The sequence below is a fragment of the Lentzea sp. JNUCC 0626 genome (genome assembly GCF_043632865.1).
Lineage (GTDB): Bacteria > Actinomycetota > Actinomycetes > Mycobacteriales > Pseudonocardiaceae > Lentzea.
The window spans coordinates 1,577,326-1,598,676 of sequence record NZ_CP171635.1 but is presented as its reverse complement, the minus strand read 5'-3'; the positions used below and the strand labels follow the sequence as shown (position 1 = coordinate 1,598,676).

General features: G+C 70.8%; 20 protein-coding genes. 6 read left to right on the top strand and 14 right to left on the bottom strand.

Features of this window, described 5'->3' with window-relative positions:
* Positions 1-69: 69 nt before the first annotated feature.
* Complete coding sequence (locus tag JNUCC0626_RS07245) at positions 70-1,257, top strand: sensor histidine kinase (RefSeq protein ID WP_394618887.1); 1,188 nt, start codon at positions 70-72, stop codon at positions 1,255-1,257.
* A complete protein-coding gene (locus JNUCC0626_RS07240; protein WP_394618886.1) occupies positions 1,245-1,907 on the top strand; it encodes a response regulator in 663 nt (220 codons plus the stop codon). Before JNUCC0626_RS07245 ends, JNUCC0626_RS07240 begins: the two co-directional genes overlap by 13 nt.
* Positions 1,908-1,916: 9 nt before the next feature.
* On the opposite strand, the gene JNUCC0626_RS07235 is transcribed toward JNUCC0626_RS07240, so the two are convergent.
* The 8 genes from JNUCC0626_RS07235 to JNUCC0626_RS07200 form a co-directional block, all read right to left on the bottom strand.
* Positions 1,917-2,384, bottom strand: coding sequence for a ribose-5-phosphate isomerase (locus JNUCC0626_RS07235; RefSeq protein ID WP_394618885.1), 468 nt, complete (start codon positions 2,382-2,384; stop codon positions 1,917-1,919).
* Complete coding sequence (locus JNUCC0626_RS07230) at positions 2,381-4,102, bottom strand: dihydroxyacetone kinase family protein (RefSeq protein ID WP_394618884.1); 1,722 nt, start codon at positions 4,100-4,102, stop codon at positions 2,381-2,383. Before JNUCC0626_RS07230 ends, JNUCC0626_RS07235 begins: the two co-directional genes overlap by 4 nt.
* On the bottom strand, positions 4,099-5,163 hold the full coding sequence (locus tag JNUCC0626_RS07225) for an alcohol dehydrogenase catalytic domain-containing protein (RefSeq protein ID WP_394621987.1): 1,065 nt from the start codon (positions 5,161-5,163) through the stop codon (positions 4,099-4,101). The genes JNUCC0626_RS07230 and JNUCC0626_RS07225 overlap by 4 nt, the downstream gene beginning before the upstream one ends.
* Before the next feature lie 178 nt (positions 5,164-5,341).
* Positions 5,342-6,322 (bottom strand): sugar-binding transcriptional regulator, encoded by a 981-nt coding sequence (locus JNUCC0626_RS07220; protein WP_394618883.1) that lies wholly within the window; start codon positions 6,320-6,322, stop codon positions 5,342-5,344.
* A 52-nt stretch (positions 6,323-6,374) separates the two neighbouring features.
* The gene (locus JNUCC0626_RS07215) at positions 6,375-7,358 is read right to left on the bottom strand and encodes a D-ribose ABC transporter substrate-binding protein (protein WP_394618882.1); all 984 of its coding nucleotides are present in this window, start codon (positions 7,356-7,358) and stop codon (positions 6,375-6,377) included.
* Between the two features lie 17 nt (positions 7,359-7,375).
* Positions 7,376-8,494 (bottom strand): ABC transporter permease, encoded by a 1,119-nt coding sequence (locus JNUCC0626_RS07210; RefSeq protein WP_394618881.1) that lies wholly within the window; start codon positions 8,492-8,494, stop codon positions 7,376-7,378.
* Complete coding sequence (locus JNUCC0626_RS07205) at positions 8,491-10,032, bottom strand: sugar ABC transporter ATP-binding protein (protein WP_394618880.1); 1,542 nt, start codon at positions 10,030-10,032, stop codon at positions 8,491-8,493. Before JNUCC0626_RS07205 ends, JNUCC0626_RS07210 begins: the two co-directional genes overlap by 4 nt.
* Positions 10,029-10,688 carry a DUF2291 family protein gene (locus tag JNUCC0626_RS07200; RefSeq protein WP_394618879.1) on the bottom strand — a complete coding sequence of 220 codons (660 nt, stop codon included), beginning with the start codon at positions 10,686-10,688 and terminating at the stop codon, positions 10,029-10,031. The genes JNUCC0626_RS07205 and JNUCC0626_RS07200 overlap by 4 nt, the downstream gene beginning before the upstream one ends.
* 170 nt (positions 10,689-10,858) lie before the next feature.
* Here JNUCC0626_RS07200 and JNUCC0626_RS07195 point away from each other — a divergent pair, with 170 nt between their 5' ends.
* The gene (locus JNUCC0626_RS07195) at positions 10,859-12,274 is read left to right on the top strand and encodes an FGGY family carbohydrate kinase (RefSeq protein WP_394618878.1); all 1,416 of its coding nucleotides are present in this window, start codon (positions 10,859-10,861) and stop codon (positions 12,272-12,274) included.
* A 16-nt stretch (positions 12,275-12,290) separates the two neighbouring features.
* On the opposite strand, the gene JNUCC0626_RS07190 is transcribed toward JNUCC0626_RS07195, so the two are convergent.
* Positions 12,291-12,497, bottom strand: coding sequence for a hypothetical protein (locus tag JNUCC0626_RS07190; protein WP_394618877.1), 207 nt, complete (start codon positions 12,495-12,497; stop codon positions 12,291-12,293).
* A gap of 18 nt (positions 12,498-12,515) precedes the next feature.
* Between JNUCC0626_RS07190 and JNUCC0626_RS07185 the strand changes: the two genes are divergently transcribed.
* Positions 12,516-13,787 (top strand): DMT family transporter, encoded by a 1,272-nt coding sequence (locus JNUCC0626_RS07185; RefSeq protein WP_394618876.1) that lies wholly within the window; start codon positions 12,516-12,518, stop codon positions 13,785-13,787.
* Between the two features lie 65 nt (positions 13,788-13,852).
* A complete protein-coding gene (locus JNUCC0626_RS07180; protein ID WP_394618875.1) occupies positions 13,853-14,845 on the top strand; it encodes a MerR family transcriptional regulator in 993 nt (330 codons plus the stop codon).
* Between the two features lie 7 nt (positions 14,846-14,852).
* Here JNUCC0626_RS07180 and JNUCC0626_RS07175 read toward each other — a convergent pair whose 3' ends face one another.
* The 5 genes from JNUCC0626_RS07175 to JNUCC0626_RS07155 are packed head-to-tail and all read right to left on the bottom strand — an operon-like array spanning position 14,853 to position 19,889.
* The gene (locus JNUCC0626_RS07175; protein ID WP_394618874.1) at positions 14,853-15,308 is read right to left on the bottom strand and encodes a hypothetical protein; all 456 of its coding nucleotides are present in this window, start codon (positions 15,306-15,308) and stop codon (positions 14,853-14,855) included.
* Between the two features lie 44 nt (positions 15,309-15,352).
* The gene (locus JNUCC0626_RS07170) at positions 15,353-16,324 is read right to left on the bottom strand and encodes an NAD(P)H-dependent flavin oxidoreductase (protein ID WP_394618873.1); all 972 of its coding nucleotides are present in this window, start codon (positions 16,322-16,324) and stop codon (positions 15,353-15,355) included.
* Between the two features lie 11 nt (positions 16,325-16,335).
* Complete coding sequence (locus JNUCC0626_RS07165) at positions 16,336-17,448, bottom strand: acyl-CoA dehydrogenase family protein (protein ID WP_394618872.1); 1,113 nt, start codon at positions 17,446-17,448, stop codon at positions 16,336-16,338.
* A 12-nt stretch (positions 17,449-17,460) separates the two neighbouring features.
* Complete coding sequence (locus JNUCC0626_RS07160; protein ID WP_394618871.1) at positions 17,461-18,078, bottom strand: TetR/AcrR family transcriptional regulator; 618 nt, start codon at positions 18,076-18,078, stop codon at positions 17,461-17,463.
* A complete protein-coding gene (locus JNUCC0626_RS07155; RefSeq protein ID WP_394618870.1) occupies positions 18,075-19,889 on the bottom strand; it encodes an AMP-dependent synthetase/ligase in 1,815 nt (604 codons plus the stop codon). Before JNUCC0626_RS07155 ends, JNUCC0626_RS07160 begins: the two co-directional genes overlap by 4 nt.
* 241 nt (positions 19,890-20,130) lie before the next feature.
* Here JNUCC0626_RS07155 and JNUCC0626_RS07150 point away from each other — a divergent pair, with 241 nt between their 5' ends.
* Positions 20,131-21,339, top strand: a complete 1,209-nt coding sequence (locus tag JNUCC0626_RS07150) for an acetyl-CoA C-acetyltransferase (RefSeq protein WP_394618869.1) — start codon at positions 20,131-20,133, stop codon at positions 21,337-21,339.
* Positions 21,340-21,351 lie beyond the last annotated feature (12 nt).

Below are 21,351 nucleotides of genomic sequence, written 5' to 3'. Positions count from 1 at the left end.
ACCCAGAGGTGGAGGAGCTCGAGCCTTGCGGTTGATCCGCGACACACCTCGCGCCCTTAGGCTTCGGGCATGCCGGAACTGCTGCTGCGCCTGGGGTCCCGCTCCTGGCGCCACCTGCTCGCCGCGGTCGTCGGCGTGGCGCTGTGGTGCGCCCAGACGGCGGTGGTGCTGTCCGGGACGCTGACCCCGGCGCAGCAGGACGTCGTGGGTGCGGCGCTGGTGCTCGACTTCGCGGTCGGCGTGGCGGCGCTCGCGGTGCTCCCGTTGCGGCGGCGTCATCCTCTGCTCGCGGCCTGCCTCACTGGCGCTGCCTGCACCGTGTCCGTGGCGAGCATGGGCCCGGCCGCGCTCGCCGTCGCCTCGCTCGCCACGCGGCGCCGACGGGAGCCGCTCGTGGTCGCCGCGAGCGTGTTCCTCGCCGGTGCGGTCGTGTCCGAGTTCCTCTACCGGCCAGGCTTTCTGTTCACCGAGGGCAGCGGATTCGAACCGGCGAGCAGTGTGGTGCTGAGCGCGGTCTTCTTCGCCGCCGCCGTGGCCACCGGTCGTTACGCCGCCACTCGCCGGGCGCTGGTCCGCTCGCTGAGCGAGCGCGCTCTCACCGCGGAACGGGAACAGGCGCTGACCGCGCGGGTCGCCCGCGACGCGGAGCGGAACCGGATCGCCAGGGAGATGCACGACGTGCTGGCCCACCGGATCTCCATGGTGACGCTGCACGCCGGAGCGCTCTCCTACCGCGACGACCTCGACCGCGCGCAGACCGCCGAGGTGGCGCACACCATCCAGGAGAACGCCCGGCTCGCGCTGGCCGAGCTGCGCGAGGTGCTGGGCGTCCTGCGTTCCGGCGGAGCCGCGGACGCGTCCCCCGAACCTCCGCAGCCGACGCTCGCGCAGTTGCCCGCGTTGCTCGCCGACGCACGGGAGGCGGGCTCGACGGTGCGGTTCGACGGCGGAGAGGTGCCCGGGCTTCCGGAAACCCTGTCGCGCACGGCTTTCCGGATCGTCCAGGAAGCCCTGACGAACGCCCGCAGGCACGCGCCCGGCGAGCCCGTCGTCGTGCGCCTCGCCGGGATCGCCGACGACGTGCTCGAAGTGGAGATCAGCAACCCGCTGGGCCCCGGTCCCGGCACGGCGTCAGCACCGGGGGTGGGACTGCTCGGCCTCGCCGAACGGGCCGAACTCGCGGGCGGGACGCTCGTGCACGGACCGCGGCCGGACGGGTCGTTCGCCGTGACCGCGAGGCTGCCGTGGCAGAGCTGACCGCGGTCCGGCTGGTCCTGGTGGACGACGACCCGCTGGTGCGGGCGGGCCTGCTGATGATCCTCGGCGGCGCCGAAGGCATCGACGTCGTCGGCGAGGCGGCCGACGGGCGCGAGGCGGTCGACGTGGTCCTGCGCGAACGACCGGACGTCGTCCTGATGGACGTCCGGATGCCGCGGATGGACGGCCTGACCGCCCTGCGGCAGCTCCGCGACCGGGGATCTCCGGCCAGGATCGTCGTGCTGACCACCTTCGACACCGACGAACTGGTCGTCACGGCACTGCGCGAGGGCGCCGCCGGGTTCCTGGTGAAGGACACCAGGCCCGCCGACATCGTCGCCGCCGTGCGCCGCGTCGCCCAGGGCGAGCCGATGCTCTCGCCGAGCGTCACCAGCCGCCTCATCAACGTCGTCACCAGCCAGGGCGACGACGCACGGCGAAGAACGGCCCGTGCGTTGCTCGCGCGGCTGACGAGCCGCGAACGCGAGGTCGCCGTCGCGGTCGCCGAGGGGTTGTCCAACGCCGAGATCGCCGGGTCGCTGCACCTCGGCCTGGCCACCGTCAAGACGCACGTGGGCAGCGTGTTCGCGAAGCTGGAGGTCACCAACCGCGTCCAGGTGGCCCGGTGCGTGCAGGACGGCGAGGCCTGATCGGCTCCTTCAGGCTCGCTTGAGGCGCTCGAACTCGTCGATCGCCCGCACCTTGCCGGCGGAGCCGGTGCTCGGGTCGAACGTGTACCCGAGCCACTCGGCGACCAGCCGGCGCGCCAGTTCGAGGCCCACGACCCGCTGTCCCATGCACAGGACCTGGGCGTTGTTGCTGAGCACCGACCGTTCGACGGAGTACGAGTCGTGGGCCGTCACCGCGCGCACGCCCTCGACCTTGTTGGCCGAGATCGCGACGCCCAGGCCCGTGCCGCAGATGAGGATCGCGCGGTCGGCGCGTCCCTCGGCGACGAGGCGGGCGGCGTCGATGGCGATGTGCGGGTACGCGGTGTGCCCGTCCGCCTCGACGCCGACGTCGACGACCTCGCCGACCCTGGCGTCGGAGGCCAGGTCGGCCTTGATGGACTCCTTGTACTCGAAACCGGCGTCGTCCGATCCGACGACGATGCGCAGGGTCGTCATGCTGGTCGCTCCGAGGTGAGGTGGGAGCCGATCGCGGTGCACAGCAGCGCGAACGAGGTGGCGCCCGCGTCCGGGGTGCCCACGCTCTTCTCGGCGAGGGGACGGGCCCGGCCGATGCGCGGGGTGAGTTCGGCTGTCTCCGCCGCCGCGAGCGTGGCGACCGCGGCCGCCACCGACCACGCCTTCGCGGTCGCGACGCCGGTGTTCAGCGCCGTCTCCAGCTCGGTGCCGAACGGCACCAGCGCGTCGACCATGGTCTTGTCGCCGAGTTTGGCCTTGCCCAGCTTGTGGATGGTGGCGGTGAACTCGCGGACCGCGCGGGCCAGGTCGTCCGGGCCGAACGCGGCGCCGTAGTCGTCCAGGTCGCGGCCCACGGCTTCGAGCGCGGCTCCCCAGAGGACACCGGACGTGCCGCCCGCCTCGTCGGCCCACGCCTGGCCGGCCTGGCGCAGCACCCAGCCGGCGCCCGCGTCCTGGCCGGTGCCCTCCGCCCGGGCCAGGGCGGCTTCCACTCCCTTGCGCATGCCGCGGCCGTGGTCGCCGTCGCCCGCGACCGCGTCGATGCGGCCCAGTTCGTGCTCGTGCTCGGCGATGGTGTCGCGGGCGGCCTTCAGCACGGCCCGGATCGTCGCGGCCAGCGCGACGGAGTCCGCGCTCGCGGACGGCACGGCGAGCACCGGGGGCACCAGCTGGTGTTCCGAGGCGGTCGGCTTGAGCAGCGGTTGCAGCGGAGCGGCCGTCTTGCGGTAGCCGGGGGTGTAGGCGTCGGCGCACCACAGGCGTTCGAGGTCGTCGTTGAGCCACATCAGGGTCAGCGAGCAGCCGCCCATGTCGAGGCTCGTGACCAGCTCGCCGACCTCGGGCGCGACGATCGTGAGTCCGGCCTCGCGCAGGCGGGCGGCCACGATCCGCCACAGCAGGAACAGTTCCTCGTACTTGGTGGTGCCCAGGCCGTTGAGGATCACGGCGACCCGGCGCGAGGTGGTGTCGGGTGCGTCGGCGAGCAGGTCGTCGACGAGCATCCTGCCGAGTTCCGTGGCGGGGAGCGTTGCCATGTCGCGGATGCCGGGCTCGCCGTGGATGCCAAGGCCGAGGCCCAGTTGTCCCGGCGGGACGGTGAAGAGCGGATCGTCGGCGCCCGGCATCGTGCAGCCGGAGAACGCCACGCCGAGCGTGCGGGTGTGGTCGTTGGCCTGGCGGCCGAACGTCTCGACGACGTCGATGTCGTGGCCCTCGGCCGCGGCGGCGCCGAGCACCTTGAAGACGGTGAAGTCGCCCGCGATCCCCCGTCGTTGTGCGATTTCCGGGGACGACGCGATGTCGTCGGTGACGAGCAGGATCCGCGTGTCGATGCCCTCGTCGCGCATCCGGTCGGCGGCGAGGCCGAAGTTGATCACGTCGCCGGCGTAGTTGCCGAAGCTGAAGATCACGCCCCTGCCCTGGTCCGCGGCACGGCCGACGGAGGCGGCCTGCGACGCCGACGGCGAGGTGAAGATGTTGCCCACCACCGCACCCGTGGCGAACCCGGGACCGACGGTGCCGCAGAACGCCGGGTAGTGGCCTGACCCGCCGCCGATGACGACGGCGACCTGCGGCCGGTCGGTGCGGTGCGCCACGACGCCGCCGGGGACGCCGCGCAGCCGGTCGGCGTAGAGGTCGAGGAACCCTTCGAGCTGGTCCTCGGCGAAGCGGGCGGGGTCGTCGAAGATCCTCGTCACGCGCTCGCCCCGTTCGGCAGGATCGAGACCTTGATCGACGAGCCGCCGGTGTCGGCGACGAGGTCGAGGCCCTTCTGGAACTCCGCCATGGGCAGCTGGTGCGTGCAGATGTCGGCGACGGGCAGCTTGCCGTCCTCCAGCATCTTGATGGCGGCGGGCCAGCAGTGCGGGCCGAGGTGCGCGCCGAGCACGTCGAGCTCCTTGTCGTCGGAGATGATCGACCAGTCGACCGAGACGTCCGAGCCGAACACCGAGTACTCGACGTATGTGCCGAGCTTGCGCAGCAGGTTCAGGCCCTGGCCGACCGCCGACGGGTGGCCGGTGCCCTCCAGGTAGACGTCGGCGCCGTAGCCGTCGGTCATGTCCTTCACGGCCGCGACGGCGTCCTGCTTGCCGATGTTGATGACGATGTCGGCGCCACAACGGCGGCCCAGCTCCAGCTTGGCGTCGTCGAGGTCCAGCGCGACCAGGAGCTTCGGGTTCTTCGCCCGCGCCCCGGCGACGAGGCCCAGGCCGATCGGGCCGCATCCGGCCACGACCACGACGTCGTCGAAGGTGATCGACGCTCGTTCGACGGCGTGCAGCGCGCAGGACAGCGGTTCGGCGAACGCGGCGTGGTGCGCGGGCAGGTCCTTCGAGATCGGGTGCACCCTGGCCTTGGCCGGGATCAGCAGGTACTCGGCCATCGCGCCGTTGTAGTTGCGGAAGCCGAACATGTCGTGCGGCCCGCACATCCAGTACTGGCCGCGCCGGCAGTAGCGGCACTCCTCGCACGGCACGATCTGCTCGCACACGACCCGGTCGCCGATCGCGACGCCGTGCGCGGACTCACCGGCGACGACCGTGCCGACGAACTCGTGGCCGGGCGTGATGCCGGTCTGCGCCCAGGCGGGGCGGTTCTCGTCGCCCCAGAACTTCGGGGCGCCGTGGAAGCACTTCAGATCGCTCGCGCAGATGCCCACGGCCTCGACCCGCATGAGCAGTTCGCCCGCTCCCGGCTGGGGAACGTCGACCTCCTCCAGTCGGTAGTCCTGGGGTCCGTGCACGACGACGGCCTGCATGCGGTTCGGGATCTCGGAGAACACCGGCGACCTCCTCTGCGGTTGCTACCGCTCCAGCCTGGGTCGCCACCCACCTCGCTGTCAACACATGTTCAGAACATTTGTTCATGCAGTTCAGCGACTGTTTTCGGGCACGCTAAAGGGCCGGCCCAGCGCGGGCCGGCACCACCGGCGGGGGTCAGGAGGCGAGGCGCCCGTTCGCGGCGTCGAGCAGTTCGGAGGCGGTCAGCGAGTCCGTGACGAGCTCGGTGAACCAGCCCGCGCCCGCCGCGGCGAGGATGCTCTCGACCTTCTCGTGCCCGGACGCCACCGCGATCACGGTCGGCACCCCGCGCAACACCTCGAGACTCGTCGACACCACGCGGTCGGACCCCTCGAACACCAGCGGCTGACCGTCGGCGCCGAAGAACCGCGTGCACACGTCGCCCACGGCCTCCTTGATCCACGGAGCGTCCTTGGGCACGAAGCTCGGCAACGACCGGCGTGCGGCCGGGGGCGCGCCGACGCCGACCACCGCGCACCGCGCCCGGCCCCACAGCTCCTGCACCCTGGTGAACGACGGGTCGTCCATCAGCTTCTCGTGCAGGTCGGGACCGGGCAGCGCGGGCGCGTACAGGAAGACGGGCCTGCCGCCGACCTTCGCCGCGATCTGCCGGGTGACCTCGTTGGTCTGGTACCAGGGCTCGGGATCGTCCTGGCCGCCGACCGTGGGCACGATCGTCACCCCGGGCAGTTCTGGCAGGTCCGCCTGCGCGACCTCGTACACCGCGCGTCCGGACCCGACCAGCAGCACGTCGTCGGACATCAGGTCCATCGACCGCAACGCGCGGGTGAGCGCCGAGGCGAGCGACGCGCCGACGACCGCCCGCGGCGCGAACGGCGCCAGGTGCACCTTCTGCAACCCGAGCGCCACCCGCACCTGTTCGGCGAGCGACTCGTCGTCCTCGCTGCCGGGAGCCACGAGCTCGATCCGGACGACGCCCTGGCGCCGCGCCTCGGCGAGCAACCTGCTGACCGTAGGCCTGCTGGTGCCGAGGCGGGTCGCGATCTGCGCCTGGGTCTGCTCTTCGAGGTAGTAGAGGGCTCCCACCGCGTAGAGCAGCTGGGGCGTGATGCGCGGCTGCTGCTCCCGCCCTGAGGCGTTCCCGCTGCCAGTCATGATCGCGCGGTCTCCCCGCTCTCGGTGTCGTGCTCGCCGGACAGGCCGGCTCCTACCCCGCGGCGAGGACGAAGTTGTTGACCTTGGGAGCGACGTCCTTCGAGACGAGCGTACAGTCGAGCGCCTGCTTCTCCTCGGAGGCTCCGCTCTTCCCGGTCTTGATCGTTTCGGCGAGTTGCGCGACCGCCTTGGTAGTGCCTTCCACGATCGGTTGCAGCACCGAGGCGACCATCTCGCCGCGCTTCACCGCCTCCACGGCGTCCTGGTTGCCGTCGAAGCCGAGCACCTTCACCTGGGCCAGTTTCCCGGCCTGCTTCAACGCGTTGATCGCGCCGAGCGCCATCTCGTCGTTGCCCGCGATCACCCCGTTGACGTCGGGGTTCTTGGACAGCAACGCCTCCATCTTCTGCTGGCCCTCGGTGCGGTCCCAGTTGCCGATCTCCTGGCCGATCTTCTTGAGGTCGGGGTACTGGGAGAGCACGCCCTTGTAGCCGTCGGAACGGACCTGGGCGTTGTTGTCGCTGGGCTTGCCGAGCAGTTCGACGTAGGTGCCCTTGTAGCCCATCGCGCTCGCCCACGCCTCCGCGCCGAGCGTGGCGCCCTGGGCGTTGTTCGACACGATCTGCGCGGTCGCGAGGCCGGTCTTGTTGATCTCGGCGTTCACCAGCACGACGGGGATCTTCGCGTCCACCAGCTTCTGCACGGCGGCGATGCTCTCCTCCGCGCCCGCCGGGTCGAGGATCACGCCCGCGACCTTGTCGTTGATCGCGGTCTCGACCATCGTGTTCTGCTGCGCGGGGTCGTTCTTGTGCGCCGAGAGCGTGAACTTGTAGCCCGCCTTGGTGACCTCGCTCTGGGCCGTGTCGACCTCGGCCTTCCAGTACGGGTTCGACGGGTCGACCGTGATGATCGCGATCGTGCCGCCGGCCTGGGTCGAGGCGCCCTGGCTGTCGCCGTTCCCGCACGCGGTCAGCGTCAGTGCGGCGGCGAGGCCCAGCGCGGCGAACCGGCGTCCGTGCTTTCTGCGGTGCGTCATGGGGTTCTGCCTTTCACTCACGAGGTTTGCGGCTGTTCTGCCGAGCGCACGGCCGCTGCGGCACGGCGTGCGTTGCGGCGCCGCTGGAGGAGTTGCTGGATCTGGTCGACGGCGACCGCGAGGATGATCACGGCGCCGGTGATCACCTGCTGCCAGAACGGCGAGACGCCGATGATGACCAGACCGTTGGCCAGGAACCCGATCACGAACGCGCCGATGATCGTGCCGCGCACGGTGCCGCGGCCGCCCGAGAGCGCCGCACCACCGATCACCACCGCGGCGATCGCGTTGAGCTCGTAGAACTGGCCGAGATCCGCGGTCGCCGAGCTGATGTTGGCGACCTGGAGGATTCCCACGACGGACGCGCACAGTCCGGAAAGGACGTAGATCCGGGTCTGCACGCGCTTCACGGGCACGCCCGAGAGCTGGGCGGCGCGTTCGTTGCTGCCGGTCGCGTACAGCCACCGGCCGAACGGGGTCTTGGTGAGCAGCAACGAGAACAGGACGGCCAGCGCCACCATCACCCACGCCGCCAGCGGAAGTCCGAGCGGCCTGCTGGCGAACACCTCGAAGAAGCCGGTGTTGCCCAGGTAGGGCTGGCCGCTCAGCTCGTTGGTGATGTTCTGGCCGTTCAGCAGGACCTGGGTCAGACCCCTTGCCACATAAAGCATTCCGAGCGTGACGATGAACGGCGCGAGCCCTAGTCGGGCGATCAGCAACCCGTTGACGTAGCCGGTGAGGGCACCGACGCCGACGCACACCAGGACGATGACCCACACCGACGGGTAGGCGATGGCCTCGGTCAGCGGCACGTCCAAGCCGCGGAACAACGTTCCCGCCACGGCACCGGTGAGGCCCACCGTCGACCCGACCGAGAGGTCGATGCCGCCGTTGAGGATCACCAGCAGCATGCCGAGCGCCACCACGGCGTTGAACGCCACCTGCTTGATGATCGTGACGATGTTGCCGGCGGAGAGGTAGTTGTCCGACAGCAGCGCGAACGCCACGATGATCACGATCAGCGCGATGAGCGCCCTGCCCTCGACGAGCACCGCGTTGAGCGTGATCGGCGAGCGGGTCCGCGCGGCGGGCACCGCCTGCCGGGCGGTGACGGGCGGGGTGGTCGTCGTGTTCACAGTTCGCCTCCGTTTCGGGCGTTCACCGGGGACTGCTCGCCGGAGGCGGCCATGACCTCGTCGCGCGTGCAGGTGCGGGGGTCGAACTCGCGGACGACGCGGCCCCTGCTCATGACGACCACGCGGTGCGACGCGGTGAGCGCCTCGCCGACCTCGGACGTCGCGTAGAGCACCGCCATGCCTTCGCGGGCTTTCCGGTACAGCAGCGCGAAGATCTCGCCCTTCGCGCCGACATCGATGCCGCGGGTGGGCTCGTCGAGCAGCAGCACCGAGGGGCTGGTCAGGAGCAGCTTGCCGATCACGACCTTCTGCTGGTTGCCGCCGGAGAGCGACGTGATGGGCGCCTGCGGGTGCGCGGTCTTCACCCGCACGTCCGCGATCTGCCGGTCGATGCCCTCGCGTTCCCTGGCGCGGCCGATGAAGCCGCGCCGCACGGTGGTGAGCAGGCTCGCCAGCGACAGGTTCGCGCCGACGCCGAGCATCTGCACCAGGCCGTCGCGCTGCCGGTCCTCGGGCACGAGGCCGAGGCCGAGGGCGATCCGGTCGGCGATCGACCGTCCGGCGAGATCGGTCGGGCCGAGCAACGTCCGTCCACTTGCGACCGGCGTGCGGCCGGCGATCGCTTCGAGCAGTTCGGTTCGTCCGGCGCCCATCAGGCCGTAGAGGCACACGATCTCGCCTGCTTTGACGTCGAGGGACAGGTCGTCGACGACGACGCGGCCGGTCGCCGGTTCCGCCACGGTCAGGTTCTCGATCCGGAGCGCGACCTCGCCGTGCTCGCGCGGCTCGTCGCTGAAGTCGTAGTCGGCGTCGCGACCGACCATCGTGCGCACGACCCAGGCGAGGTCGAGGTCCTCCGCGTCCTTCTTCGCCACCAGCGAGCCGTCGCGGAACACCACCGCGTGGTCGGCGATCTCGATCGCCTCTTCGAGGTGGTGGGAGATGTAGACGATCGCCACGCCCTGCGCGCACAGCTCGCGGATGACCTTGAACAGCACCTCGATCTCGCCGGCCGACAGCGCCGACGTCGGTTCGTCCATGATCAGCACGCGGGCGTCGGCGGCGAGCGCGCGGGCGATCTCGACGATCTGCTGCTGCCCCACCCTCAGGTCCTGCACCAGGGTTCCCGGCGTGATGGGTTCCTCGAGGCGGTCCATCAGGTCCTGGGTGATGCGCTTCTCGGCGGCGTAGTCGATCGACCCGAACCGGGTGCGCAGCTCGCGGCCGATGAAGACGTTGTCGCGCACGGAGAGGTTCGGGCAGAGGTTGAGCTCCTGGTGGATGATCGCGATCCCGCGCTTCACCGCGTCGTCGGTCGACGCCAGCACGACGGGTTCGCCGTCGAGGACCAGGTCGCCCGAGGTCGGCTGTTCCACGCCGGACAGGATCTTCATCAACGTGGACTTGCCGGCGCCGTTCTCACCGAACAGCACGGTGACCTTCCCGCGCCGCACCTCGAAGTCGACGCCCCGCAGGGCCTGCGTCACGCCGTAGACCTTGGTGACGCCCACGGCGCGGAGCACCACGTCGCTCGTCACGAGACCACCTCGACCGCGAGCGGCTGGATCACGACGGGTTTGGTGGCGGGCATGGTGTTCGCGGGCGCGACGACGTTCATCACGCCGACGACCTTCACCGTCTTCCCCTGCAGCGGCCCGGCTTTCTGCAGCTCGGCGGTCATGAGCTTGCGCAGTTCGTCGCCGACCTGCTGGAACCGCGTCTGGTCCGGCGCCTGCGCGAAGGTGAACTTCACGGCGTCGCGCACGACCGAGCCGTTGAGCGCGGGCCCGGCCGCGACGGTCACGGTCGGCACGCCCTCGATCTGGACGCGCAGACCGGCGTCAGTCGCCTCCGTGATCGCCCCCTGGACGGCGACCGGGAAGGCGTAGGCGTTCTGGTTGGGCGCGACCGCCTTGAACTGCGCGGCGGCCGCCTTGACGTCGGTCTGCAACGCGGGCACGACCTGGGCGAGCGGCGTGGCGGTGGCGGGCAGGTCGGTGCGGGCGCGGTTCCAGAGCTCCGCGGCGGTCGCGGCGGGGTCGAACGGCTTGGGGGCGAGCGCCGCGACCTCGTCCCGCGTGAGGAACCGGGTGTTCAGCGCCATCACCACGATCAGCAGCAGCGCCGCCACCGCGACGGCGACTCTCCGCAGCGACCGGCTGCTCGCGCCGCCAGGGACTGTCAGAGCGGACAAGGCGAGTCCTCCAGACGATGGTCCGAGTGGTCCAGATCACGTGTCCAGCGGACAGTAACCGAGCCGTGAACATATGTCCACGACAAATGTTCACGGCTGAATCGAGACTGTTGGCGCCTACGCTGCCCAGGAACGTTGAGACGGCGCGGTCGCGACGAGCGAGGTGAGCGGTGGATCTTCTCGGCATCGACGTCGGGACCTCGGTCGCGAAAGCCGTGCTCTTCGACGAGAACGGACAGGTGATCCGCCGCGCCAGCAGGCCGATCACCCTGCTGCACCCCCGGCGCGACCACGTCGAACAGGACGTCGGCGAACTGATGCGCGAGGTCCTCTCGGCGATCGAGGAGGTGACGGCCGCGGCGACCCCGTCGCTCGTCGCGGTCACCGGCCAGGGCGACGGTTGCTGGCTCGTGGACGACCGCGGCAGACCGGTGCGCACCGCGATCAACTGGATGGACGGGCGCAGCGCCGGCATCGTCGACGAGTGGGCGCAGGACGGCACCACGGCCAAGATCTACTCGGTCAACGGCAACGCCGTGTTCTCCGGTTCGATGGCGCCCGTCCTCGCCTGGCTGGACCGGCACGAGCCCCGCTCACTCGACCTCGCCACCACGGCCGCGCACTGCAAGGACGTCGTCTTCGGGCAGCTCACCGGCGTGCGGGCGACGGACACCTCGGACGCCTCGCTCCCGTTCGGCGCCCCCGAGGGCGGGACCTACTCGGCCGACATCCTGCGACTCACGGGCCTCGCCCACCGCGCCGACCTCCTGGCCCCGGTGGTGTCCCCGTTGCCCATCGCTCCGGGCAGAACGCCGGTGCTTCCCTCGTCCGCCCTCGTCACCTCGGGCCCGTTCGACCTGCCCGCGTGCGCCGTCGGCGGCGGCGTGGACCTGCCCGGCGACGGCCTGTTGATCGTCGGCACCACGCTCGGCTGCCAGGTGCTCACCGACCGGCTCGACACGTCGGGGGCTCCGGCGGGCATGCACGTCACGTCCGCGCCCGGCAGGTGGATGCGGGTCATGGCGGCCATGTCCGGTTCCTCGGCGCTGGACTGGGTGCTGAACCTGACGGGCCTGCGGCACGAGAGCCTCGACGCGGTCCTCGCCACGTCCGCGCCGGGTGCGTCGGGCGTCGAGGCGCTCCCCCACCTCGCGCCGTCGGGAGAACGCGCGCCGGTGGTGGACCCGACGGCCAGCGGTCAGTTCACCGGGATCAGGCTCACCACCACCCCTGCCGACCTGGTCAGGGCCACCTGCGAGGGCCTCGCGTACACCGCGCGGGAGTGCTTCGAGGCCGCCGGTCTGCGCGGACGCGTCGTGGTGTGCGGCGGGGGCGCGCGGTCACGGGCGTGGCTGGAGATCTTCGCCTCGGTGCTGAACCGCCCGCTGCACGTGGCGCGCAGTCCGGAAGTGGGAGCGCGCGGAGCGGTGCTGGCCGCGCTGCGGGCGACCGGCGCGGACCCGGACGTCACGGCGTGGACCGCACCCGAGGCGGTCGTGGATCCATTGCCCGCGCTGGTGCCGCAGTACGAGGACGGGTACCTGAGGTACCGGCGGCACCGCGAGGCAGCCCGGTCGACGGCCTGAGCTCAGGCGCCGGACCTCACCGCACCGGTCGCGGCCTGGCCAGGTCGGCCGTGCGAAAGCCGCGGCTCCAGTAGAAGACCGGGGTGGTGGCGGCGAGCACGGCGAGCACCAGCATCGCCGAGGTCAGGCCCACTAGTCCGGCGAGTGCGGTGCCGATGACGGCGCCCAGTGGCACCGTCGCCACGGTGACCGCGTTGATCAAGGCGCTGACGCGGCCCAGCATGGCGGGCGCGGTGCGGCGTTGTCGGAGCGGCGGCGGGCGCTGATCGGTGGACAGGTGATCAGGGACGTGCCTGACGTGGCCCACGCGGTGGCGGCCGGCGGCCTGTTCGGGCTAGCCGTCGGGCTCAGCGTCTGCCTGTCCCGAGCCTGGGGCGCGTTCGGCTGCACGCGGCTGTGGCTGGCTGCCTGCGGCCACATTCCGGTGCGGTTCATGACTTTTCTCGATGACGCGCACCGTCGCGGCGTGCTGCGGCAGGTCGGTGCGGTCTACCAGTTCCGGCACGCCCGGTTGCAGGAACGGCTCGCCGATCAACGAACGTCACCGCGTCCGTCTGACGAGCTCCACGGCCGATTGCCGCCAGCGCACCGGCCCGCGCACCCTCACCCTGATCACGTGCTCCACCGACAGCAAGCCAGTCCTGCGCACGTCCCCGATCGTGTGGCGAGTCAGTTCGCGCTGCTCGCGATCGCCTGGGGATCGAGCTTCCTGCTGATCAAGCTCGCGCTGGTGGGCCTGACCCCGCTGCAGGTGGTCGCGGGCCGCCTGATCACCGGCGCACTCGCCCTCGGCGCCGTCTGCGCGCTCGGCCGCCGGCGCCTGCCTCGCGAGCCGGTCGTGTGGCTGCACCTGGGCGTCGTCGCGGTGGTGTTGTGCGTCCTTCCGTTCACCCTGTTCGCCTGGGCCGAGCAGCACATCGACTCCGGACTGGCCAGCATCTACAACGCGACCACCCCGCTGATGACCACCCTCGTCGCGCTCGCCGCCCTCCCGGCCGAACGGCCCACGCGCGCCAAGCTCGCCGGGCTCGCCCTGGGCTTTTTCGGCGTCCTGGTGGTGCTCGCACCCTGGCGGATCCTGCTCGGCGGTGGCGCCGTGGCCCAGCTGGCCTGTGTGCTCGCCACCTTCAGCTACGGCCTGGCGTTCGTCTACCTGCGCCGGTTCGTCTCCCCGCGCGGCCTGGGCGCCGAGCCGCTCGCCACCGTCCAGGTCGGACTGGCCGCGGCGATCGTGCTCGTCCTGGCCCCCGCCTGGATCACCAGCGCGGCCGTCCCGAGCTGGGGCGTCCTCGCCGCGGTGTGCGCGTTGGGCGTGGTCGGGACCGGGCTGGCCTACGTGTGGAACACGAACGTCGTCGCCGGCTGGGGCGCGACCAGCGCCTCCACGGTGACCTACCTCGCCCCTGTCGTCGGTGTGGTCCTGGGTGTCGTCGTCCTCGGCGAAACGCTGCACTGGAACGAACCCCTGGGCGGGGCGATCATCATCGCGGGCGTCGTCCTGGCCCGCCGCTGAAGACCACTTGAGACGCTGACCCGGGACTTGCACCTGAAGCCACTTGAGATCCCATAGTGGTGTTCATGGACATGGACGAGCTGTACGCCATCGGAGACGTGGCCCGGCGGACCGGGCTGAGCGTCAGTGCCGTCCGCTACTACGCGGAGGCCGGTGTCGTCACGCCCGCGGCGACCACCGCGGCGGGCCATCGCCTCTACGACGTGTCCGGCATCGCACGCCTCGAACTGGTCAGGACCCTGCGAGAACTGGACGCGGGACTCGACGAGATCCGTCAGGTGCTGGCAGGAGAGGCGACGCTGCGCGACCTGGCCACCGCCCACATGGCCCTGTTGGCGCAGCACGAGGCGAGGTTGCGCAGCCGCCGCGCGGTGCTGTCGGTGATCCTGCGCCAGGACTCCACGGCCGAGCAGGTCATGCTGATGCACAGGCTGGTGGGAATGCCGGACGAGGAGCGCGACCGGCTGATCGACGAGTTCTGGACCGAGGTCACCACCGGCTGGGAGGCGCCGGAACGCATGGTCGAGTGGTGGCGTGCCGCACGCCCGGAACTCCCCGACCACCCGAGCGCGGCCCAGCTGGAAGCGTGGATCGCGCTGGCGGAACTGCTCAGCGACGACGAGGTCCGGCAGTCCCTGCGCCGCGAACTGCACGAGGTGTGCACCACCGGCGCCGGTCCGATGATGTCCTCCGGCCCGATGCTGGACGCGTTCGAGGAAGCCACGCCGATCGGCCAGGCGGCGATCGACGCGGCGCGCGCGCAGGTGCCGCCGGACTCGCCGCGGGGCCGGGAGATCGCCGACCAGTGGATCGCCTGGCTGACCGGCCTCTTCGCCACGCCGGACGAGCCGGGAATCCCGGACACGCGGGAGTTCCGGCTCAAAACGGCCGACCACATGGAGGCGGGCGCCGAGTGGGAGCGCACGCCACCGGACCCGAAGAGCCCGTTCGACCGGTACATGGAACTGGTGGCCGCCGTGAATGACAGCGCCCCGGAGCTGTTCCCGTACGAGTGGCTGGCCGAGGCACTGCGCGCCTCCGCGGTGCCGCTTCGCTGAGATCCGTTCACCCGCGGTCGGCTGGCCAGAACCGCACCAGGAACATCTCCACGCCACGAACGATGCCCGGCTGCGCGTCCACCTCACGCCCGCCTCTGCGGTAACCGCGGACGCGCACGTCGCCCCGGAACCCCAGCGCGACCGGCCCTGCTGTCGCCACGCCCGCGCCGAGCTCCCACAGCTCGACCCGGCCCTCGTCCAGCCGCAGTTCGACCTCCTGCGGGGACCCCCACCCGTCGTGCGCCGGAGGTTCGGCGGTCCAGGCCTCGATTCGAACCGACGCGTGGTGATACCGGCGAGCCTCGCTCATCAGTGCCAGCCGGTTCTTCATCGCGAGCAACCATCGGGTGGGGTCGGAGAAGTCGAGTGCGTCGATCGGCTCCCTCAGCGCGACGTCCTCGACGTAGCAGTGCTGGTTGCCCATCCCGACCTCGGCCTCGAGCACAGCCGTCTTCGTCGCCACAGGTGCTGGAGCGTAGTGGGCGCGGTCGAGCCACCCACCGCGTGTCAGAGGCAGACCGCGGCGAGCCGTCCGGTGATCAGCTCCTCGGCTTCGCGCACGATGCGGTCGACCAGCTCCTGGACGGTCGGCACGTCGTGAATGAGTCCTTGGGCGAGGCCCGCGCTCCAGATGCCGGCCTCCAGGTCGCCGTCCTCGAACACCTTCCGCCCCCGCGCGCCCGCCACCAGGTCGCGCACGTCGGGGAACTCGCCGCCGTCGCCGAGGACGTCGACCACCTTGCGGCTGACCGCGTTGGCCGCGACCCTCGCGGTGTTGCGCAGGGGCCGGAAGATCAGCTCGGTGTCGAGTTCTGTGTTGGCGACGATCTGGTCCTTGACGCGTTGGTGGACCGGGGCTTCCCGCGTGCACAGGAACCGGGTGCCCATGTTGATGCCCTCGGCTCCCAGTGCCAGCGCGGCGACCAGTCCCCTGCCGTCCGCGAAACCTCCGGAGGCGATGACCGGGATCGTGAGCCGCCGGACGGCCGCGGGGATCAGGACCAGGCCCGGGATGTCGTCCTCGCCGGGGTGGCCGGCGCATTCGAACCCGTCGATGCTCACGCCGTCCACCCCGATCTCCTGCGCCTTCACCGCGTGGCGGACGCTGGTGCACTTGTGCAGCACCTTGATCCCGTGAGCGTGGAACTCCGGCAGGTGCTCACGCGGGTTGGAGCCCGCCGTCTCGACGACCTTCACGCCGGACTCGACGATCGCGCGCCGGTACTCGTCGTAGGGCGGCGGGGTGATGGACGGCAGGATCGTCAGGTTCACGCCGAACGGCCGGTCCGTCATCTCGCGGCAGCGCGCGATCTCCCGCGCCAGCGCCTCCGGGGTGGGCTGGGTGAGCGCGGTGAGGAAACCGAGGGCGCCCGCGTTCGCCACGGCCGCGACCAGTTCGGCCCTGCCCACCCACTGCATGCCGCCCTGCACGATCGGGTGCTCCACACCGAACGTCTCGCAGAACCTCGTCCTCAGCACTCGTGACTCCTCTACAGCCCGTAGGTCTTGCCGATGATGTCGCGCTGGATCTCGCTCGTTCCTCCATACACAGTGGACACGACGGCCGACCGCAACAACGCTTCCATGCCGTACTCCGTGGCGTAGCCGTAGCCGCCCATCATCTGCATTCCTTCCAGGGCAACGTGCTTGGCCAGCTCGGTGCACTTGAGCTTGACCATGGACGCCTCCCGGGCGAAGACGCGGTCCGGTTCGGCGGTGATCGCGGCGGCCACGTCGTCGAGCAGCAGCCGGGCGCACTCGAGTTCCGTGGCCATGTCGGCGATCCGGTGCTTCAACGCCTGGAACGAGCCGATCGGGCGGCCGAACTGCTCGCGCTGACGCACGTACGCGAGGGTGTCGTCGAACGCCCGCCTGGCGACGCCCAGCATCAGCGCCGCGAGGATCATCCGTTCCAGGTTCAGCCCGGCCATGAGCTGCGTCCACGCGGCTCCTGGTGTGCCGACGACCGCCGAGTCCGGCAGGAAGCAGTCGGTGAAGTAGAGGTCGTTGACCTCGCGGCCGCCCATGGTGTCGATGCCCTTGATCTGCAGGCCGTCGGCGGTGGTGGGCACCATGAACTGGGTGAGCCCCTGGTGCCGGGACCCCTCCTGCGAGGTGCGGGCGATGAGCAGGACGTGGTCGGCGAAGTGGGCGTTGGAGCACCAGGTCTTCTGTCCGTTGACCAGGTAGCCGCCGTCGACCTTGTCGGCGCGGCACGTCAGCGCGCTCACGTCGGAACCCGCTCCCGGTTCGGACATCGAGATGGCCTCGACCCGGCCCTTCACCACGCCCTCGAGAACGACGCGCTTCTGGTCCTCCGTACCGAACTTCTCGTACGCGGCCGCCGCGATGATCGTGGTGCCGAACCCGCTGATCGGCGCGAGGCCGTAGGCGGTCTCCTCCAGGAACAGGCACAGGTCGGTCATGCCCAGGCCGGAACCGCCGTACTGCTCGGGAACGGCGATGCCGAGCCAGCCCAGTGCGGCCATCTTCTCGTAGACGACCTGGTCGTGCGGCTCGCCCTGGACCCGTGGCTCGCGACGGCAGAAGTCCGCGATCGCGTCGACGAGATCGCGGCGCTCGTCGGTCAGTTTTCTTGCCATTGTGCGACCTCCTCAGTCCCGCACGGCGGGGAAGACGGTGTCGACCAGGTGCAGAACGGTGCGGGTGAGCATCACGTGCAGGTCGGCGCGGCTGAGCGTGCCGCGCACGAGCCACTCGCGGGAGGCGGCCTTGAGCATGCCGCTGTGGGCCCGGACCATCGCCCGCAGCTTCTGCTGCCCTTCGGCGACGTCGGTCATCATCACGGCTTCGAGAACGCGGTCCGTCGCGATCTCGTCGGCCTCCAGCATGATCTGCTCGATCTCCGGGTCGTTGCCGAGGTTCTCCAGGCCGATCGCGAAGAGCCACATCTCCCTGTTGCGCTCCACGACCTCCAGCCACCGGTCGACGCAGATGGACACGCGCTCCTCGGACGTGGTCCGCGGCAGCCGTTCCGACACGGACGCGGGCACGACCATCATCTGCCGCACCACCTCAAGGTAGAGGGCGCGCTTGGTGTCGAAGTAGTGGTGGATCAACGCACGGGTGACGCCCGCCTCGGTCGCGATGTCCGATGTGGACACCGAGGTGTAGCCGTGGGCGCCGAAGAGCCGGCGGGCGGCGCCCAGGATCTCCGCACGCCGCGCGTCCGGTTCCATCCGGCGTCGCTGTGCCTGGTGCTGACCGCTCATCCCGTGGTTCCCCTCGTGTACATCGACTCGATCGACGCGGCGTGCAGGGAGTCGATCGCCTTGCGCCGCAGACTCAGCTTCGGCGTCAGCTCACCGGATTCCGCCGTCCAGGGCACGCTCAACACGCGGAACTCCTTCACCTGCTCGGCACGGGACAGCACCTCGTTCGCCTCCGCCACCGCCGCACCGATCGCGTCGAGCACCTCCGGGTGCGCGGCCAGGTCCGCCGGGTCGAGGCCGCGGGCTCGTGCCCACAGCGGTGCGGCCTCCTCGTCCAGCACGATCAGGGCGGTGAGGTACGGGCGGCGGTCGCCGATGGCGACCGCGTAGGCGATCAGCGGGTGTGCGCGCAACAGTGACTCGATCTTCGTCGGGGCGACGTTCTTGCCCCCGTCGGTGATGATCAGTTCCTTCTTGCGGTCGGTGATGGCCACTACGCCCCGGTCGTCGACGACACCGACGTCACCGGTCGGGAACCAGCCGTCGGCGTCGGTCGCGGGGTCCACTCCCCCGTCGGCGCGGAGATAGCCTTGGCAGACAACAGGACCGCGCACGAACAGCTCGCCGTCGTCGGCCACCCTGACCTCGATGCCGGGCCCCGGACGTCCGACCGCACCCAGCGCGAACACCTCCGGGGTGCTGACCGTGGCGGCGCCCGTCGTCTCGCTCAGGCCCCACACCTCGTACACCGGAATTCCCACCCCGGCCAGGAACTCCAGCACCGCGGTGGGGATCGGCGCCGCCCCGCTGAACGCGCGCCCGCACTCGCCGAGCCCGATGGCCGCGCGGATCGGCCGCAGCACCTGCGCGTCGAGCTGTCCCTGACGGGCGGCGAGTCCGGCCGGGACCTCCTTGCCCGCCGACCTCAGGTGGAACACCTCCAACGAGGTGTCCCGGGCCAGCGCCACGGCGGCGGCCTGCTCACCCGTGAGCGTGGCGAGCTTCGCCCGCAGCCCGGCGGCGAGCTTCTCCCACACCCTGGGGACGCCGAAGAACCCGTGCGGCCGGACCGCCTGCAGCGAGGCGAGCAACTGCGTCGGGTCCGCGCAGATCGTCACGTGGCCCGCGTTGCAGATGGGCATGTAGATGCCGAGCACCCGTTCCGCGATGTGCGCCATCGGCAGGTAGGCGACGGATCGCGGGTGTTCGGTCAACGGCACGAGGTGGTCCTGCATCAACGACTCGTAGATCACGTTGTGGTGGGACAGCACGACACCCTTGGGTTCGCCGGTGGTGCCCGAGGTGTAGACGACGGCCAGCGGCTGGTGCGGGGTGACCTCGTCGGTGAGCGTCTCGAACGCGGGGTCCTCGGCGCCGCGCAGGTCCGCGTAGCTGACGAACCGGATGTCACCGCTCGGTGCGACGTCCGGGTCCAGCACGACGATCGACCGCAGGTGCGGCAGGTCGTCGAGCACCGGCTGCCAGCGGCGCATCTGCTCCGCGCCCTCCAGCACGAGCACGGTGGCGGCGCTGTGCCGGGCCACGAACCGGATCTGCTCGGTGCTCAGCGTGTCGTAGGTGCTGCACGGCAGGGCACCGAGGTGGACCGCCGCGAGGTCGACGATCCAGTGCTCCGGCCGTTTCGACATGGCGATCAGCATCCGGTTGCCCCGCCCGAGTCCCACGGCGGCGAGACCTCGGGTGAGCACGGCGACCTCGGTGCGCAGTCCGGACCACGTCAGCGTGTGCGGGTCCTCGCCGATGCCGTCGGTGAGCGCGGGATGGTCGGCGAACCGCTGTGCGTTGCGGCGCAACAGCTTCGTGATCGTGAGGCCTTCGACGGACTGGTGCAGCTGCTCTGCTGCGGCCACGGCGGGCTCCCTCCAACGCGATCCACGGACGAGGTGTCGGCGAGCGATCCCACCGTGCCGCCACTGTTGACCGTCTGTCAATAGAGCTGCCCTTGCCGGTTCGTCGGTGTCGATTCAGACCGAGAACCTGTTGTAATCTAGCTACAGACTGCTACGTTCGAGCTTATTGACAGTCAGTCAACAACTCCCACCACCTGTCCCCGCCGGCCCCGCCGCGGCGAAGAGGAAGCGTGAGGACCCTGTGACCGAAGCATTCATCTACGACGCTCTCCGCACCCCGCGCGGCAAGGGCCGCGGCGGCGCGCTGCACCACGTCAAACCGGTGTCGCTGGTGACCGGCCTGATCGACGAACTGCGGCTGCGCCACCCGAACCTCGACCCCGCCCGGCTCGACGACCTGCTCCTCGGCGTCGTGACCCCGGTCGGAGACCAGGGCATGAACCTCGCGAAGGCCGCGGCGCTCGCGGCCGGACTGCCCGACACCACGGCCGGCGTGCAGCTCAACCGGTTCTGCGCCTCGGGCCTGGAAGCGGTGAACACGGCGGCGCAGAAGATCCGGTCGGGCTGGGACCGGCTGGTGCTCGCGGGCGGCGTCGAGTCGATGTCCCGCGTTCCCATGGGCAGCGACGGCGGGGCGATGGCCGCCGACCCGGAAACGGCCTACGACACGTACTTCGTCCCGCAGGGCATCAGCGCGGACCTCATCGCGACGATCGAGGGCTTCACCCGGCACCACGTCGACGAGTACGCCGTCCGGTCGCAACTGCTGGCCGCGCAGGCGTGGACCGGGGGCTACTTCGCGAAGTCCGTGGTGCCGGTGAAGGACCGCAACGGCGTCATCGTCCTGACGCAGGACGAACACCCCCGCCCCGGCACGACGGAGGCGGCGCTGGGCGAGTTGAAGCCCTCGTTCGCCGGCGTCGGCGAGATGGGCGGGTTCGACGCGGTCGCCCTGCAGAAGTACCACTGGGTCGAGCGGATCGAGCACGTCCACACGCCCGGCAACTCGTCGGGCGTCGTGGACGGCGCCGCACTGGTCCTGGTCGGCTCGGAGCAGGCGGGGGTGGAGCACGGACTCACGCCCCGCGCCCGGATCGTGGCCACCGCGGTCAGCGGGGCCGACCCGACGATCATGCTCACCGGTCCCGCCCCGGCCACCCGCAAGGCACTCGCCCTCGCCGGCCTGACCGTCGACGACATCGACCTGTTCGAGATCAACGAGGCCTTCGCCTCCGTGGTCCTCAAGTACGTCAAGGACCTCGGCCTGCCGTGGGAGAAGGTCAACGTCAACGGCGGTGCGATCGCCATGGGCCACCCGCTCGGCGCCACCGGGGCGATGCTGGTCGGCACCGTCGTCGACGAGCTCGAACGCCGCGACGCCCGCCGGGCCGTGGTCAGCCTCTGCGCCGGTGGCGGCATCGGCATCGCCACCGTCATCGAACGACTCTGACGACCCCGAGGA

Coding starts and splice junctions, on each gene's coding strand:
- JNUCC0626_RS07245 (WP_394618887.1), top strand. CDS start 70: ATGCCGGAACTGCTGCTGCGCCTGGGGTCCCGCTCCTGGCGCCACCTG.
- JNUCC0626_RS07235 (WP_394618885.1), bottom strand. CDS start 2,384: ATGACGACCCTGCGCATCGTCGTCGGATCGGACGACGCCGGTTTCGAG.
- JNUCC0626_RS07225 (WP_394621987.1), bottom strand. CDS start 5,163: ATGCAGGCCGTCGTCGTGCACGGACCCCAGGACTACCGACTGGAGGAG.
- JNUCC0626_RS07220 (WP_394618883.1), bottom strand. CDS start 6,322: ATGACTGGCAGCGGGAACGCCTCAGGGCGGGAGCAGCAGCCGCGCATC.
- JNUCC0626_RS07215 (WP_394618882.1), bottom strand. CDS start 7,358: ATGACGCACCGCAGAAAGCACGGACGCCGGTTCGCCGCGCTGGGCCTC.
- JNUCC0626_RS07190 (WP_394618877.1), bottom strand. CDS start 12,497: ATGCTGGGCCGCGTCAGCGCCTTGATCAACGCGGTCACCGTGGCGACG.
- JNUCC0626_RS07180 (WP_394618875.1), top strand. CDS start 13,853: ATGGACATGGACGAGCTGTACGCCATCGGAGACGTGGCCCGGCGGACC.
- JNUCC0626_RS07165 (WP_394618872.1), bottom strand. CDS start 17,448: ATGGCAAGAAAACTGACCGACGAGCGCCGCGATCTCGTCGACGCGATC.
- JNUCC0626_RS07160 (WP_394618871.1), bottom strand. CDS start 18,078: ATGAGCGGTCAGCACCAGGCACAGCGACGCCGGATGGAACCGGACGCG.